At 41.8% G+C, this 16,652-nt stretch carries 17 protein-coding genes; 4 read left to right on the forward strand and 13 right to left on the reverse strand.

Going from position 1 to position 16,652, the window contains the following annotated elements:
* From FG28_RS13790 to FG28_RS13805, 4 genes are read left to right on the forward strand one after another with little or no spacing between them, the layout of a single operon-like run.
* Positions 1-789, forward strand: coding sequence for an alpha/beta hydrolase-fold protein (locus FG28_RS13790; RefSeq protein WP_036383694.1), 789 nt, complete (start codon positions 1-3; stop codon positions 787-789).
* Positions 790-836: 47 nt separating this feature from the next.
* On the forward strand, positions 837-2,558 hold the full coding sequence (locus tag FG28_RS13795; RefSeq protein WP_036383697.1) for a discoidin domain-containing protein: 1,722 nt from the start codon (positions 837-839) through the stop codon (positions 2,556-2,558).
* 15 nt (positions 2,559-2,573) lie between these two features.
* Positions 2,574-4,841 (forward strand): beta-glucosidase BglX, encoded by a 2,268-nt coding sequence (gene bglX, locus FG28_RS13800; protein ID WP_036383699.1) that lies wholly within the window; start codon positions 2,574-2,576, stop codon positions 4,839-4,841.
* A gap of 6 nt (positions 4,842-4,847) precedes the next feature.
* Positions 4,848-6,476 carry a sulfatase gene (locus FG28_RS13805; RefSeq protein WP_036383702.1) on the forward strand — a complete coding sequence of 543 codons (1,629 nt, stop codon included), beginning with the start codon at positions 4,848-4,850 and terminating at the stop codon, positions 6,474-6,476.
* A 15-nt stretch (positions 6,477-6,491) separates the two neighbouring features.
* Here the strand turns inward: FG28_RS13805 and FG28_RS13810 are convergent, their stop codons facing one another.
* The 13 genes from FG28_RS13810 to nosZ all read right to left on the reverse strand — a co-directional run bounded on the left by FG28_RS13810 (position 6,492) and on the right by nosZ (position 16,578).
* Complete coding sequence (locus FG28_RS13810) at positions 6,492-6,800, reverse strand: hypothetical protein (protein WP_036383704.1); 309 nt, start codon at positions 6,798-6,800, stop codon at positions 6,492-6,494.
* 9 nt (positions 6,801-6,809) lie between these two features.
* Positions 6,810-7,196 carry a group III truncated hemoglobin gene (locus tag FG28_RS13815; RefSeq protein WP_036383707.1) on the reverse strand — a complete coding sequence of 129 codons (387 nt, stop codon included), beginning with the start codon at positions 7,194-7,196 and terminating at the stop codon, positions 6,810-6,812.
* A gap of 50 nt (positions 7,197-7,246) precedes the next feature.
* A complete protein-coding gene (locus FG28_RS13820) occupies positions 7,247-7,594 on the reverse strand; it encodes a hypothetical protein (protein ID WP_036383710.1) in 348 nt (115 codons plus the stop codon).
* A gap of 57 nt (positions 7,595-7,651) precedes the next feature.
* Positions 7,652-8,386 (reverse strand): iron-sulfur cluster repair di-iron protein, encoded by a 735-nt coding sequence (ric, locus tag FG28_RS13825; RefSeq protein WP_036383712.1) that lies wholly within the window; start codon positions 8,384-8,386, stop codon positions 7,652-7,654.
* Positions 8,387-8,440: 54 nt separating this feature from the next.
* Positions 8,441-8,875, reverse strand: coding sequence for an Rrf2 family transcriptional regulator (locus tag FG28_RS13830; protein ID WP_036383715.1), 435 nt, complete (start codon positions 8,873-8,875; stop codon positions 8,441-8,443).
* Positions 8,876-8,989: 114 nt separating this feature from the next.
* Positions 8,990-10,192 (reverse strand): hypothetical protein, encoded by a 1,203-nt coding sequence (locus FG28_RS13835; protein ID WP_036383718.1) that lies wholly within the window; start codon positions 10,190-10,192, stop codon positions 8,990-8,992.
* Positions 10,193-10,225: 33 nt separating this feature from the next.
* The gene (locus FG28_RS13840; RefSeq protein ID WP_036383721.1) at positions 10,226-11,008 is read right to left on the reverse strand and encodes an ABC transporter permease; all 783 of its coding nucleotides are present in this window, start codon (positions 11,006-11,008) and stop codon (positions 10,226-10,228) included.
* Complete coding sequence (locus tag FG28_RS13845; protein WP_036386639.1) at positions 11,001-11,708, reverse strand: ABC transporter ATP-binding protein; 708 nt, start codon at positions 11,706-11,708, stop codon at positions 11,001-11,003. The genes FG28_RS13840 and FG28_RS13845 overlap by 8 nt, the downstream gene beginning before the upstream one ends.
* The gene (locus FG28_RS13850) at positions 11,708-12,907 is read right to left on the reverse strand and encodes a nitrous oxide reductase family maturation protein NosD (protein WP_036386641.1); all 1,200 of its coding nucleotides are present in this window, start codon (positions 12,905-12,907) and stop codon (positions 11,708-11,710) included. Before FG28_RS13850 ends, FG28_RS13845 begins: the two co-directional genes overlap by 1 nt.
* A 109-nt stretch (positions 12,908-13,016) precedes the next feature.
* Complete coding sequence (locus tag FG28_RS13855; RefSeq protein WP_051947337.1) at positions 13,017-13,484, reverse strand: pyridoxamine 5'-phosphate oxidase family protein; 468 nt, start codon at positions 13,482-13,484, stop codon at positions 13,017-13,019.
* Positions 13,485-13,486: 2 nt separating this feature from the next.
* The gene (locus FG28_RS13860; protein WP_036383722.1) at positions 13,487-13,921 is read right to left on the reverse strand and encodes a nitrous oxide reductase accessory protein NosL; all 435 of its coding nucleotides are present in this window, start codon (positions 13,919-13,921) and stop codon (positions 13,487-13,489) included.
* Positions 13,918-14,544: a hypothetical protein gene (locus tag FG28_RS13865; protein ID WP_036383724.1), complete on the reverse strand. Its 627-nt coding sequence runs from the start codon at positions 14,542-14,544 to the stop codon at positions 13,918-13,920. Before FG28_RS13865 ends, FG28_RS13860 begins: the two co-directional genes overlap by 4 nt.
* 126 nt (positions 14,545-14,670) lie before the next feature.
* Positions 14,671-16,578 (reverse strand): Sec-dependent nitrous-oxide reductase, encoded by a 1,908-nt coding sequence (nosZ, locus tag FG28_RS13870; RefSeq protein ID WP_394297393.1) that lies wholly within the window; start codon positions 16,576-16,578, stop codon positions 14,671-14,673.
* Positions 16,579-16,652: the final 74 nt, after the last annotated feature.

Raw genomic sequence — 16,652 nt, forward strand, 5'->3', positions numbered from 1 at the left:
ATGACAAAACAATTATCATTTTTTCTTTTGCTCCTCACTTGTAATTTGGTCGCTGCACAATGGCAATCAAAATATGAAGCCAAAATGTTGATCGAAGGGAACGATACTTTAAGATATCGGATAATGTATCCCAATAATTTTCAGGAAGATGGGAATTATCCTGTTGTACTTTTTCTACATGGAGCTGGAGAACGTGGAAACGATAATGAAAAACAATTGGTACATGGCGGTAAGTTATTCGCTACGGATTATCTGCAAGAGCGATATCCGGCAATCGTTATTTTTCCACAGTGTCCAACCAATAGCTATTGGTCCAACGTGGATGTGGACCGAAGCACCTATCCCATAAAATTGAACTTTAATTACAAGGGAGGTCCTACCAAACCCTTAGAAATGGTGATGGATTTGCTCCAAACCACCATTGAACAACCCTATGCCAATGACAATCAAGTGTACCTGATGGGATTGTCCATGGGGGGCATGGGCACTTTTGAATTGTTAAGTAGAAAACCGGATACGTTTGCAGCCGCAATTCCAATTTGCGGAGGAGGAGACCCTAATTCCGTAGCAACCTATGCCAAAAAAATACCGCTGTGGGTGTTTCACGGGGCACAAGACAACGTGGTGAATCCGTTGCAATCCATGGAAATGGTATCCGCACTTTTAAGCGCTGGGGCTTATCCAAGGTTTACGGTATACGATTTTGCCAATCATAACAGCTGGGACCCTGCCTTTGCAGAACCCGATTTGTTGCCTTGGCTGTTTTCACACAAAAAAGAAAGTCCATAATGACGAGAGCCAAAACATTATTTTGTTCATTCTCTTTTGTGCTTTTTATGTCATTTCAAGTAATTCACGCACAACAAAAAACCTATTGCAATCCCATTAACATTGATTACGGATACACTCCTATTCCCAACTTGGCCAAGCATGGCAAACACAGAGCCACGGCAGACCCGGTAATTGTAACCTTCAAGGGCAACTATTTTTTATTTTCCACAAACCAATGGGGGTATTGGTGGAGTGATGATATGGTTGATTGGAAGTTTGTCCCAAGAAAATTTTTGAGAGAACGCAATGAGACTTACGACGAACTTTGTGCACCCGCAGCATTTGTCATGAAGGATGAACTCTATCTCATTGGTTCCACCCATGGACCAGCTTTTTCTATGTGGAAGAGTAAAGATCCAACCGGGGATAATTGGGAAATTGCTGTGGACTCGTTAAAGGCCGGTGCATGGGATCCTGGTTTTTTGTATGAAGAAGAGACCGATAAACTGTACATGTATTGGGGTTCCAGCAACGTGTTTCCCATTTTGGGCACTGAGATCAATACAGAAACATTGCAGTCTGAAGGCTATGTAAAACCCTTAATCAGTCTGGTTCCTGAGGACCATGGTTGGGAGCGCTTTGGAGAGTACAACGACAATACTTTTCTTCAACCTTTTATGGAAGGGGCATGGATGACCAAGTACAATGGTAAATATTATTTACAGTACGGTGGTCCAGGAACTGAATTTAGTGGCTATGCTGATGGTGTGTATGTAAGTGAAAAACCTTTGGACTTATTTTCCTACCAGAAGCACAATCCATTTTCCTATAAGCCTGGAGGTTTTGCCCGAGGGGCCGGACATGGAGCCACGTACCAAGATACTTTTGGCAATTGGTGGCATGTTTCGACAATTATTTTGAACCAAAAAAACAATTTTGAGCGCCGGATTGGGATTTGGCCAGCAGGTTTTGATCAAGACGATGTACTATATTCCAATACGGCCTATGGGGATTACCCGACCTATCTGCCCAAAGAAAATGCCAATCACATCAGAGGACTTTTTGCAGGCTGGATGCTGTTGAATTACAACAAGCCTGTTCAAGTTTCCTCTACACTTGGAGGGTACAAACCCAATTTTGCCGTGGATGAGGATATGCGTACCTATTGGACTGCCAAAACAGGCGATAAAGGGGAGTGGTTCCAGACCGATTTGGGTGAAGTTTCCACCATTAATGCCATTCAAATCAATTATGCTGACCAAGATGCCGAGTTTTTGGGAAAATCATCAGGAGTATACCACCAATACAAAATTTATGGCTCCAATGATGGTAAAAAGTGGACTGTTTTGGTGGACAAAAGCAATAACAAAACGGATGTACCACACGATTACATTGAATTGGAAAAACCGGCAAGCGCACGGTTTTTAAAACTGGAAAACATCAAAATGCCGACAGGAAAATTTGCCTTGAGCGGTTTTCGCGTGTTTGGAAAGGGAGCAGGAGAAAAACCAGAACCTGTGGAAGATTTCATAGTGCTCAGGAACAGGCCCGAAAAGTTTGGAGAGCGTCGAAATTCATGGCTTCGCTGGAAGCAGAACGATTTGGCTGATGGGTATGTTGTCTATTTTGGAAAATCAGAAGATAAACTGTACGGCAGCATCATGGTATACGGCACCAACGAATACTATTTTTCCGGAATGGACCGCGCAGATGCCTACTATTTTCAGATTGAAGCCTTCAATGCCAATGGTATTTCCGAGCGGACGGCCATTGTAAAATCAGAATAAAACAAATAGCTTATCATGAAGTTAAAAAACATTTTTTACAGCTTTATAGCTCTTTCCCTTTTTGGAGCCAATGCCCAGCAGAGCATTCCCAAAGTGGAGGAATTACTTGATAAAATGACCTTGGAAGAAAAAATAGGTCAGTTGAATTTACTGACCCCGGGTGGGGGAGTGGCCACAGGATCTGTGGTCAGTGAAAATGTAGAAGCCAAGATCAAGGCTGGACAGGTTGGCGGTCTCTTTGGTGTAACTGGGCCAGACAAAGTTAGAGTGGCTCAAGAAATGGCCGTAGAACAAAGCCGCCTAGGTATTCCATTGTTGATTGGTTCTGATGTCATACATGGCTATAAGACCACCTATCCAATCCCTTTGGGACTATCTTCCAGTTGGGATATGGATTTGATAAAACAAGCCGCTCAAATGGCTGCAAAAGAAGCCACTGCAGATGGAATTAATTGGAATTTTTCCCCAATGGTGGATATCGCCCGGGACCCTCGTTGGGGGCGTATTTCTGAAGGAGCAGGAGAGGATCCCTATTTAGGTTCCAAAATTGCGGAGGCCATGGTAAAAGGCTATCAAGGTGATAATTTGGCTGCTAACCACACCATGTTGGCTTGCGTAAAGCACTTTGCATTGTATGGAGCGGCTGAAGCAGGTCGTGATTATCACTCAGTGGATATGAGCAAGATTAAAATGTTCAACCAATATGTTCAACCATATAAAGCAGCCATTGATGCAGGTGCTGCCAGTGTGATGACTTCCTTTAATGATGTGGATGGCGTACCGGCAACCGGGAACAAATGGTTGCTTACGGATTTGCTCCGTACACAATGGGGTTTTGATGGTTTTGTGGTTTCGGATTATACATCCCTCAATGAAATGATCGCCCACGGATTGGGAGACCTTCAAGCGGTATCGGTACTGGCCTTAAAAGCTGGTTTGGATATGGATATGGTGGGCGAGGGTTTTTTGACTACTTTAAAAAAATCATTGGATGAAGGCAAAATCACTGAAGCGGAAATTACCAATGCTTGTCGACATGTCTTGGAAGCCAAATATATCTCTGGACTTTTTGATGATCCCTACAAATATCTGGATTCTAAACGTCCAGAAAAGGATATTTTGACCAAGGAAAATAGGACTTTAGCCCGGAAATTGGCAGCCCACTCCTTTGTGCTGCTCAAAAATCACAATAACACACTTCCTTTGAAAAAGCAGGGAAAGATTGCTTTAATTGGTCCCTTGGCCGATAGCAGGGAAAACATGTTGGGAACCTGGGCACCCACGGGCGATTTTAACTTGGCAGTGACCATCAAAGAAGGCTTCAAAAATGTAGCGCCAAATGCTTCCATAAAATATGCGAAAGGAGCCAATATTTCAGATGATACCGAATTTGCCAAGCATGTTAACGTATTTGGTCCTCGAATTGAAATTGATGAACGTTCTCCAGCGGTTATGCTGAACGAAGCCGTGGAATTGGCCAAGACTTCTGATGTGGTCGTCGTCGTTGTGGGGGAAGCCACCGAAATGAGTGGGGAAGCAGCAAGTAGAACTGATATTTCAATTCCTGAGAGCCAAAAGAAATTGGTCAGAGCATTGGTGGATACCGGAAAGCCGGTTGCACTAGTTTTGATGAGCGGCAGACCGCTGACCACCCCTGAGGAATTTGATTTGCCGATATCCATTCTACAGGTATGGCACCCCGGTGTGGAAGCCGGTAACGCCATTGCCGATGTTGTTTTTGGGGATTATAATCCATCTGGTAAATTAACCGCTACTTGGCCAATAAATGTAGGGCAAATACCCATTTACCATAGTGCTAAAATTACGGGTAGACCTGCTCCTGGGAACGGCGAATTTCAAAAGTTTAGATCTAATTATTTGGATGCACCCAACACCCCTTTATTGCCTTTTGGTTATGGGTTGAGTTATACCACCTTTGACTATTCCAATCTTAGATTGGATAAGAAATCTATTGGTCAAGGGGAGGCTGTTTCTGCTACTGTTACTGTTACTAATACAGGTGATTATGATGGAGAAGAAGTGGTGCAATTGTACTTAAGGGATGTGGTAAGAAGCATTACGCCGCCAAAACGTCAATTAAAAGGATTTCAAAAAATCATGCTCAAGAAAGGGGAGCGTAAAGAAGTGACCATCACCCTATCTCCAGACGATTTAAAATTCTACAATACCCAGCTGGAATTTGTTTCAGAACCAGGGGAGTTTGAAATTTTTGTTGGAACCAATTCCGATGCTGATCTATCAGAAACATTTACCCTAAAATAGAATATCATGCGCATAGGATTAACACTTCTTGGATTATTGTTTATTGTTTCGTGCAAACAGGAAGAGAAACCCAAGGAAGAAGTGACCCAAAGTCCTCCGAACATCATTTTTATTATGTCGGACGACCATGCTTTTCAAGCTATTAGTGCTTACGGCCATGAATTGGGAAAACTGGCACCAACGCCAAATATTGATCGAATTGCCCAAAATGGAGCCATTTTTCAGAACAACTTTTGCACCAACTCCATTTGTGGCCCCAGTAGGGCGGTCATCCTTACAGGAAAACACAGTCACATTAACGGGTTTCGGATGAATGGGGAACGATTTGATAATAGTCAGCCGACCTTACCAAAACATTTAAAAAAGTTGGGCTACGAAACGGCCATTGTTGGGAAATGGCACTTGCACGGAAAACCTGCAGGGTTCGATTATTGGGATATTCTCAACGATCAAGGGAACTATTATAATCCCGAATTTATCCAAGGAGAGGATACCACCGTGGTAGAGGGATATGCCACAGACTTGATAACGGACAAGAGTTTGAAATGGTTAAAACAAAGGGATAGTGACCAAAAACCTTTTTACATGATGGTACATCATAAAGCCCCCCATCGAAATTGGATGCCCGCTTTACGCCATCTGAACGTTTACGATTCCATCACTTTTCCCTTGCCGGACACTTATTTTCCAGAATTTGAGAACCAGAGGGCTTCAGTGGAACAACAGCAGACCATTTATAAGGATATGTATGAAGGGCATGACCTGAAAATGAGTGACGGTTACGGAAGCACAGATTTGGCACACAATCCGTGGACCACGGATTTTGATCGCATGACCCCTGAACAACGAAAAATTTGGAATGAGGCCTATTTACCAAAGAACAATGCCTTTTACGAAGCCAATTTACATGGAAAAGAATTGGCGGAATGGAAAGGACAGCGGTATTTGCATGAATATTTGGCCACAGTAAAGGCTGTGGATGAGAGCGTGGGTAAGATTTTGGACTATTTGGAGGAAACGGGACTGGATGAAAACACCTTGGTGGTCTATACTTCCGATCAGGGATTTTATTTGGGCGAACACGGCTGGTTCGATAAGCGTTTTATGTACGAGGAATCTATGAAAATGCCCTTGTTGATGCAATTGCCTGGTGTAATTGAGCCCAATAGCACTATTGATGCAATGGTTCAAAATCTGGATTTTGCCCCCACCTTTTTGGATTTAGCTGGAGGACAAGAGTATGCCGCTGATATGCAAGGGGCATCCTTCAAAGGACTTTTGGATGGCACACAGGAAGATTTCAAGGATGCTGTGTATTACCATTATTATGATTTTCCAGCTTTTCACATGGTCAAAAGACAATATGGTGTTAGAACAGATAGATATAAACTCATCCATTTTTATGATGATATAGACGAGTGGGAGTTTTATGATTTGGAGAAAGATCCACGGGAACTCTATAATGCCATCAATGATGAAGCGTATAAAGATGTCGTAACCTCAATGCACAAAAAATTGGATAGTTTACAATCCTATTACAAAGTAACTGAAAAAGAGTTTGAAACCACTCCAAAGGAAAAAGTGGATAAAACCTACGATACTTTTAAAAGACTACGAGGCACACCAATCCAGTAAACAAGGGTACTGGAATTATACAAAGGGAAGCGTGAATTGGATAGTGTCCGTTTCAATGTTGTATTCGATGGGTTGTAAGGTAGCTTTGAGGTGATTTCTAATATCCGATTGGGATAATCCGAGTTTGTAATTGAGGTTTATATCCCCATTAAAAGCATAGCACAAGTTGTTTTCTGTACTTGTTTCTTCCAAATGGAGCAACTTTAGACTTTTCGCCAAACCTTCTACAAATTCCGTTTTGATTTCCAACTGCAACAAGGTTTCTTTGGAATACCTCTTTTTGCTGGAATTCGGTGTAAAAATGTCTGACAGCTTTATCAACATAGAAAGCGATTAATTTCTTTTTTGATTTTGAAAATAGTCAATTTTCAGTTGAAACATTTCTGCCATTTTAGTGGCCCTGAATTTGGCCTCTTCCGCTTTATCACCTGAGAAATTTTCATTTACAGTGTCAAAAAACAATTGTTTCCAACGATCAAAGTGCTTGCCTTGCACTGGAAGTTTAACATGCGGCGCAAAGGGGCTTCCATTGTATGTATGCTCCTCCAATAAAACTGTTTGCCAAAACCGATACATTTTTTCCAAATGAGCAGGCCAATTGTCCTGTATCACTTCATTAAAAATACCGCCAAGTAAATCATCTTTTCGGACTTTGCCATAAAAAAGGTTTACCATTCGCTTGATGTCTTCCAGACTTAAAATTTCACTTTTTTCTACCATTTCTGTTTTGCCTTAAAGCGTTTTCCAGAGAAAGACACTGCCCCATAAAATTAGATAAGATGCCCGAAAATGACCAAAGTATTGAAAATAACACTTAAAATAAGTAGATTAAAAGTGGTCAAAGGTTTTAGTTGCGCCAGTACAGCTCCGTTAAAGGCCATGCAGAAGATGGTGACAAAAAAGAGGAGTATCATTTTTAAGATGATGTCCATTGTTCCCATCAAAAGCACCATAGCTGCAGCAGAGCCGAGGCAACTCTGCCCAATTATTGCTATGGTTGAATAGCCAAGTTGACTTTTTTTAAATTCTTTGAACAACCGTTTGTACATGTTTTTTAATACACTTGATTTGTGCTCTACTCCAGAATGGGTCATTGGTATTGTCGTTGAATGTTTCATTGTTGTTACGTTTTTATAATGTTTATGGCTTATCCCCTAAAGGGGCTGCCTCCCATATTAAAATAAGTTGTCTAATACTTTCTTTTCCAAAATCTCAGCTTTTGGGAACAGAATGTTGTTCTCCAAGTGGATGTGCCTGTGGAGGTCTTCTTCAAACTCTTGGAGGAGGGAGAAAGCAACGCGATACGTATTGCAAGCATCTGGCGGCGGTGTGTAGTCACTGCTAAGAGCAGCAATTTTCCGGAACCGTTCCCCTTCATTGTCGTGCTCTTCCATCATCATTTGAATGGGATTCTTAACGGTACCAAATTTGGAGTCTCCCAAAGTCGTATCATCTTTTGTTGCATTGACCATTTTACGGATCCAGGGAAATAGCACCAACTCTTCCTTTTTCATGTGCTTGGCCAACTCTCCGGCAGAAGCACTGAAATGTTCAAAAATTCCGTACAGTTCGGGATGTTTGTTACCATGTACATGGCATAACTTGTTGAGATACTGTTTTAAAATGGGAATTTGCTGTTCCACATAACGGTGGTGTTTTTTTTCGATATAATCGATCAACAAATCCAGAGGCCAGGTTTTAAAATCGGGTTGATCCCCTATAGTGTTGTTTTGGATGGCACCAAGCTCTTGGACCAAGGTTTCCAAATCCAGCCCTTTTTTCTCTGCAACTTCTTGAAGTGTACGGTTGCCTTTGCAACAAAAATCTATTTTGTGTGCTTTAAAGACTTGGGCAGTTCGGTAGTCTTCTGTTACCATTTGCCCGACTGTTTTTTCCATGGTATCGTTCATGATAAATGATTTTATAATTCGGACAAAATTGTCCTTTATTGATTCAAATTTTTTTTACCGCTTCAAATAGGTCAACCCTACTTCCAAGCCTGTGGCAAGTTCATATAAGCTTGTACTTTTCAACATTTTGCTTAAATCGGTACGGATGTCGACAAATTTATCGTGAAGGGGACAGGGCTTATCCGCATTACATTCCTTGAGTCCCAATCCACAGCCCACATAAATCTTATCTCCATCAATAGCTTTGACAATTTTGCTCAATTTTACGGCATCCATATCTTCTCTTTGAATTTCAAAACCTCCTGTAGGCCCTTTCACTGAATTAATTATGCCATTTCTTGTAAGCTGTTGCAATATTTTTGCCGTGAAGGCAATGGGGGAGTCTATTTCCTCAGCAATTTCTGTTACGCTCACCCGTCTTCCGTCCAAAGATTGCAACGCAACATATACCGCTGAACGTATGCCATACTCACAGGCTTTTGAAAACATCATAAATGATTAATATCAGGACAAAGATAAGGTTAAAATAAATAAGATAAAAATGTCCTTTATTATTTTTTTAATTAATTGTACAGTGGCGTTATATTGATTGATTCTTGAATTTTAGTTTTTGCCTAAATTTTGAATCAAAAAGAGGAGTAAACCAAACAAAATCAAAAAGGAAAAAGTGGCCAAAAATGACGTATACCCACTAAAAATGCCCCATTCCTGCCAAGCCGCAAAGCCTTTATAAAAAATAAGGCATTCGGTAAGTATGAAACCCAAAAAATACAATAGGCAGGATTTCTTTGACATCAAAAGCAAACCAAAATAGTCCGTAAAAAAGAATAGCCCAAAACTGATGACGCCCAAGAAAGTTAAATGCAGATAACCAATGGTAAAATCAAGATACACGGCAGCCATTTGGGCAAAATAAGGGAGGGTGGTCATCAGTTGCAACAGCATTTTTATGCTGATAAGGATAACAACTATCCGTAGTAACCGGTTTTGTAAATTTGAAAGATTTAATGTGATAACCTTCTTCTTGGTGAGTGTCCACAAATATACCAAGGAATAAAACTGTATGGTTACTCCAATCCCCCCTAGAATGTACAACCCCAATGGCGGTTCTGTCCACAGTGTGGATAGGAAAAAAGTAAGAATAATGCCGATGTTGATCGTTTGGAAAAAGCGAACAAAGCTTTTTTGGGGAATGATAAGGTTCCGTTGTTCCAAAACATACAGAAACAGACCAAGCAAGGCCAATAGCATCCAACCGTTATACTGAAAGTGCAAATAAAAGTAGATGGACAAACGGTACCAAATAGATTGGGCTCCCAAAGTACTCATAATAACTCCCAACGCCCAAGGCCCCAAACTGGAGAGTACCATATAAACAAGAGCTGTTTTCACACATTTCAGACCTTTACTTTCTCTATGTTCAGACTCAATGTTTTTCCAGAAATGATAAGTGTAGATATAGGATGCAATCAAAAACAAGGTGGAAAAGATAATGGAAAACAGCGCATATCCTTGAAATGGAAAGGTGAGCAACATTCCAACCAAAGTGCCTTGGGTACCCCAAAAGATGTGCCTGTATCTTTTGCTGGATGTCTTCTTATCCAGAAAGCAATAATGGAGCAGCGTGGTTAACGCCACATACACCCAACCCAAAAGGGCGATATGCGAATGGGCGTGGACTATATACCTATAGTTGAAATCGAAAGTGAAAATGGGATAGAAGCGAAGCAATAGGCCCAGGAGGGCAGCAATACTAAAATAGATTACCGCAATTCTAAGATGTTGTCGGTGCAGGTTGGCCGTCATATGGTTGCTTTGGCAAATTACGCTACGTCTCGATTAGAAATCTTTTCTTTTTGCTTTGTATTGCAATCCTAGAATGGGCAAAATAGTCCAAAGTAATAGAATGGCCATAGAAATAACGAAGCCTAAATCCGTACCAAAGAATTTTTTGAATATGGCACCGGTATACCCCAATAGGGCAGAGATGTCCAGTTTGAGTAGAATCAATATACGGGAAAGATCTATAGGGTTTAGCGCAGTGGCCACCAAGGAAAAGGTGTCCAACGGATACTCCTCAAACACAATCAGGGACATTAGGAACAGGCCATCATAGACTACGGCCAAAAAGAGCCATAACAGCACCGCGTAACCAAATCCTTTGATCTTGTTTTCGTTGGATATGGCAATGACGAAGGACAGTCCCACAAAGATGAAAGTCAGGAAAGCCCCAGTAACCAGCAATAGGGAAAAATCAAAAATGGCATTGCTCCGTAACAGCCCGTATAACACAAATGGAATTCCTAATCCCAATACCAAACTTAACGTAAGAGAACCTGCTACGCCAAAATACTGGCCCATAAATATGGAACTGCGTTTAATGGGCTGAGCCAATAATAGCTCGGTAAATTCCCGGGAATTGTAGTAGTACATCACGCCAAATATAGTTCCAATCAACGGAATCAACACAATGATCACATTCATTAAAGTAATCACAGCTTTGGAAACATCATTGTTCAGGAACAACAAAACAAACCCAAGAGCCAGATAAAAGAAAAAATAAACGTAGCTCCAACGGCTGCGTATCAGATCGTAAAAACTGTATTTCAATATTTTAAGCATGGCTACCCGTTGTTATGGCCGCAATGGCGTGTTCAAAATTGGTCTGTTCGGTCTGTTCCAATAATTTGGCGATACTGCCCTTGAAATAAATTTCCCCTTCCAAAAGATATACAATTTCATCGGCCGTTTCTTCCACAAACTGCATAATGTGCGAGGTGATCAAAATAGTCTTGCCTTGTGCTTTTTCTTTTTGGATCAGCTCTTTTAATCGGATAAGTGCCTTTGGGTCCAAACCTGTTGTGGGCTCATCAAGAATGATTAAGGGACTGTCGAACATAAAGGTCAATACAATGTTCACTTTTTGTTTGGTACCTCCGGATAGCGTGGATAATTTCTTGTTCAGAAAAGGTTCCAACCCGAATAGCTTGATCAGTTCTTCCTCTTCGCTGGGACTGTTCCTGAGGTCTTTGATCATGTGGATCAATTCCTTGACTTTAATGTTGGGCGGAAAGTTGGCGATTTGGGGAAGATAATCGATTTTTTTGCGGTATTTCCACCCTTTTTTTATGGGTTCCCCCAACACCGAAATCTGACCCTTATTTGGAATCACCATGCCCAGAATGCTCTTGATCAAGGTGGTCTTTCCTGAACCGTTGGGACCAAGTATGGCATAAATATGGCCTTCATCAATGGTAAGGTCTACCCCTTTCAGCACTTGATTTTTTCCAAATTGTTTATAAAGATTGTTGATTTCAATAATCATGATCGTATTTTCATTAAAGGTTGGGCATCTTTTAAATTATCGGGTGTGAACACGGGGGAAACCCGTTCCGAGAAATCGATGATATCCATGAACAGGCTTCGCAACAGCACAATAGTTTCTGGCGTACGATTCACCACGTAGGAAAATAATTTCACAGGTCGATAGGGTACATCGCCGATGCCATCCTTATCCAGATCGTAACCTGTATAGCTGCTCCAAAAATTACCTTCAAATACATTGTCGTTCAATTTGCTGTTATAGGAAATGTCAAAGGAATTGTACAAGAAATTATTGCCTTTAAAACTGTTCGTATAACAGGCTCCGATTACTCGAATGGCCCAGCCGTTGCCAATAAAGTCATTATTTATATATTCAATCCGGTTGGAGCCCTCAATGTTGATGCCGATGGTATTTTCCTCAAAGGTGTTCCCACTGATTTCCGCATCGTTGATTTCCTTTAACAACATACCATAGGCAGCAGTTCCCCAATTCTTTCGAAACGTATTATTTTTCATGGTGATGAACTTAGAAAACATGACCGCAACCCCGGCCCCATTATTTTCAAAGGTATTGTTGGAATAGACATCATTATTCGAAAACATAAAGTGGAGTCCATAACGAAGATTGTCCATGCTCACATTATCGGTAATGGTGATTTGGTCTGAAAATTCCAAATAGATTCCATCACGGGTACCTTGCACATGGTTTTTGGCCACTTCCACATCAGAAGAATACCAAAGTTGGATGCCATTTCCAGAATTGTATTCGTCCACGGCCTCTCCAATAATGCGATTGTGATATACTTTGCCATGGGATGATTTTTCCAAGTAGATACCAAAGAACAATTGTTCCAACACCATATTTTGAATGCGAAAGTTTTTACTCTGTACAATTCTGATTGCCGCATTGTCCTTGGTATAGCTTACCCCTACATTGATGACGAACAGCCCGTCCAAGGTAACATTGTCCGCGGTTACCCTGAAAATTTCCCCTTTCTTTTCACCATCCACAATGGGGTAACCGATTCCCTTGATGACCAAAGGTTTGTCCACCAAAATTTCAAATTCTTTGTAGGTGCCTTTTTCGATCAAAAGGGTGTCGTGGGGAGCGGCACGTAAAATGGTTTCCTTGATGGAACTGTTCTCGCAGGTGCTACAAACGGTCCAAGTGTTTGCCAAACCTATTTGAAAGCCCATCAAAAGAGCAAATCCCAGAATACGTTTTATATGTTGTACATCCAATTTCATAATCTACCTCTACTTCAAGCACAGAATCCTATGCCAAGAGCCAAAATTTCTTTTTAATTTATGTGAAATCCTCTACGGACTTTCCTATTATTTTGGTCACTGCAATACGATATACCACTGGCATTTCCGCTTCTTGCAACTTACCGGAAAAATGACTTAAAAAATGGGGGCGTTCAGCATTTTTATGGTCTATGGTTCGCTGTACGCCGTCTGCAAAGCGTTTTAAACATTGTTTAGCGAAATCTCCAGTAAGTTCTTCAAAAGTACCATGTACCTGAACTGATTGCCAATGGCGAAACGACTCGATACTATCGACTTGAAAAGAAACTTTATTGCTTTTTCTGAGAGCGTTTATCCGATGTCCATTGGATGCGAAACACAGAATACACTTCCGGTCTTCATCAAAAAAATAGGTCGACGGTACCACATGCGGTTCATTGTCCGCAATGTAGGCTAAGTGCCCCACATAATTGTCTACTAAAAGTCCGGTGCATTTCACCGGTTCCAAATCTGCGATCATGCTCATGTTTAAGGTTTAAATCGGTTATTAATTTCTGCCCATGTAAAAAGTTCGCCACCATGCTTGCTCATCGTTTTTTCAGCAGCATCTTTAGTTGCAAAAGCACTTAGATATTCACCCATGGGACTTGGGATGTTTTCGCTTATCAAGTAGGTGACCTTTGTGGCATCCGCCAAGGCACCGGGTTGGTTAAAATCATTGACCAAGAACAGGGCTATAGTGGATTCGTCCTCATCTTTCAAATGGTTCATCATGCACTCAATGGCGTCAAAATTAAAGACCTTGCCCTTTTGGGTGACCAATTGTGCGGCATGTTGTTTGTCCACAATGGTCATGCTGCAAAAGTGACAGCCCACATGGCCATAATCAATGGGTTTGGGACCTACGGTGCATCCGATGGTTAAACATAAGCTGGCAAACAGTAGGAGAAAAGGAAGTTTCATAAGGCGATGTTTTTTTGTTTTTTAGCATTTTTCCAACCCAAAAAGCCAGCGGTCAAGGTGAGCATCATCCCCACAAACATGAGCCAAGCTCCAGATGCCGGTAAAGAGGTAACATCAAAGTTCAGCATTTTTACATGGCCCAATAATGGAGGTTTATAGGTCATTGGTGTTCCATCGGCGTTGGTCAATTTCATAATGGCATTTGGATCTAGATTGGTACCATAGTCCATCAACCATTGATTGAAATCGTACATACCCAATATGCCCATAAAGGACATAAGTGCAAACCAACCTATAAACCACTTATAGCTTACTTTGTTAAAGTACCCCAATACTCCAATGCATACGCCAATGGTCACCATAATTCCAATGATCATGGGGAATGTGCCAAACTCCCACATGTCTTCAACTTTTGGAAGCGTTTGCATCCCAATGTAGTGGTTTAGGCCGTCAATGTTTTGAATGTCAAACTCGCTGACACCTTTAAGACCACTGATATGGATGTTCAAACCCAAAGGATCAGGATATTGTGGTGCTCCCAACATGATCTTCCAAAGCGGAAAGATGTACAATCCCATTAAGAAGAGGGGGCCAACGATCATTAAAATACTAGCCTTTTTCATTTTTTTAGATTTAAAGGTTACAAACTGAAAGCGGTTTTTTAGAAGGGTTGATATACTTCAATTTGTAAAAGAAAAGCGGGCAGGTCATGAAGACGGCCCGCTTTGGTAATGGTGGTTCAATCCGAATTACTCACCAAGTGACCAACTAAGCTCTATATTGGAATTGGCAGGGGAGACCCTCACATATCCCTGCATTTCTTGGTGCAGTGCAGAACAGAAATCAGTACAATAGAATGGCCATACACCCACTTGCTTGGGTTCCCAAACCGAGGTCTTGGTCTGTCCAGGCATGATTAAAAGCTCGGAGGTATTCTGTCCTATCATTGCAAAACCGTGTGGTACATCAAAATCCTGTTCATGGTTGGTGATATGGAAATACACCTTGTCGCCGACTTTAATACCCTCAATGTTATCTGGGGTAAAGTGGCTTCGGATGGTGGACATATACACATGCACCTCGTTTCCTTCGCGTACCACTTTGGAGCCAGTAGGTGAGGTTACGGCATAGGGGTGCTTGTTCTCGTCCAACCGATAGATTTTCTGTGATTTTGGTGCCAACAGTTCGGCAGGGCAACCTGCGGCATAGTGTGGTTCACCATGGGTTGGGAAATCATAGATCAGTTCCATTTTGTCCCCAGAGATGTCATAGATCTGTGCGGAGTGCTCCATTTCGGGTCCGGTGGGCAAATAACGGTCCTTGGTGATCTTGTTCATGGCCACCACATACTTACCGAATGGTTTTCTGGAGTTTCCTCCAGGAATCATCAAGTGTCCTACGGAATAGTAGGTGGGCTTTCTATCGATAACTTCCCATGTGCCCAACTCCCATTTTACAACCTCCGAAGAGATAAAGAAAGTAGTGTAGGCATTTCCTTTACCGTCAAACTCGGTATGAAGGGGGCCTAGGCCTCCACTTTTAACCTGTCCGGCCAGAACATCTTCAAATTTAAGAATGGGAATGCCGTAGGCTTCGCCGTCAAATTTTTCACCTTCGATGGCCGCAATCATTTTATCAAAGGAATGTACGGTCAAGTCAGCGGAAAGTTTACCATTTCCAATAATATACTGCCCAGTGGGGTCCACATCACAACCGTGTGGTGATTTTGGCGTTGGTAAAAAATATACAGCACCGGGAACCTTTAAAGGATCTACGGTCAATACTTCTTTTTTCATAGTGGTGGTTGCAGTATGTGTCCCTTCATCATACACATTGTGTGCATAATTGGCGGGCATTTTGGTGCCTCCACCATTATTTACATACTCCTCAATTTTCTTCCAATTTACCGCAGCAATAAAATCCTTGTCGTTTTGTGATGCGTTCACTTCTTGTAAGGTGTGCGCTTCCTCTGTGTTATAGGTGGTAAAGAAGAACCAACCATGGGATTTACCCCTTCCCGGGTGTGAAAGATCATAGTTAAATCCGGGCATCAACAGTTGGAATTTCAAATCCATGTGCCCGTGTTCAGGATCTACACTAATGAATGACAATGATCCCTTAAAGTTGCTCTTGTATTCATTTATGGGCATGTCCCTTTGCGGGATGGGAACGGAGAATCGGGTACCCGCCACCACATACTCAGTATTTTCCGTAATGAAAGAGGAACTGTGGTTACCGGCACTGTTGGGCACTTCGATGATTTCTTCGGTTTCAAAAGTGCTTAGATTGATACGGGCAATCCTTGGCGTGTTGTTACCATTTATAAATATCCACCGTCCATCCAATTCTCCATTGGTCTGTGAAATATCGGGGTGGTGGGCATCGTCCCAGGGCACAAATCCGTGGGAGGTGTTCAACATGGGCTTGGTTTCTTCGGAATAGCCATACCCAGAGGTAGGGAATTGGGAAAATACAGGTATTTCCTTGAACATTCTTCCTGATGGTAATCCGTAAACGGTAAGGTTTCCGCTATAACCTCCGGATAAGAAGGCATAGTATTCGTCTTGTTCCCCTGGGGCAACATACACTTTTTCGGCGGCACTGGACGACAGCGCCCCGTTCGAACTTTGGTTTTGCTGGCCACAGGAAACCAGCATCAGCGCTGCTCCTACGGACATCATAAAATGGTTATAGATTTTCATTGTTTTAGGATTTATTCGTTTTTAGTATT

Source organism: Muricauda sp. MAR_2010_75 (assembly GCF_000745185.1).
Classification (GTDB): Bacteria; Bacteroidota; Bacteroidia; order Flavobacteriales; family Flavobacteriaceae; genus Flagellimonas.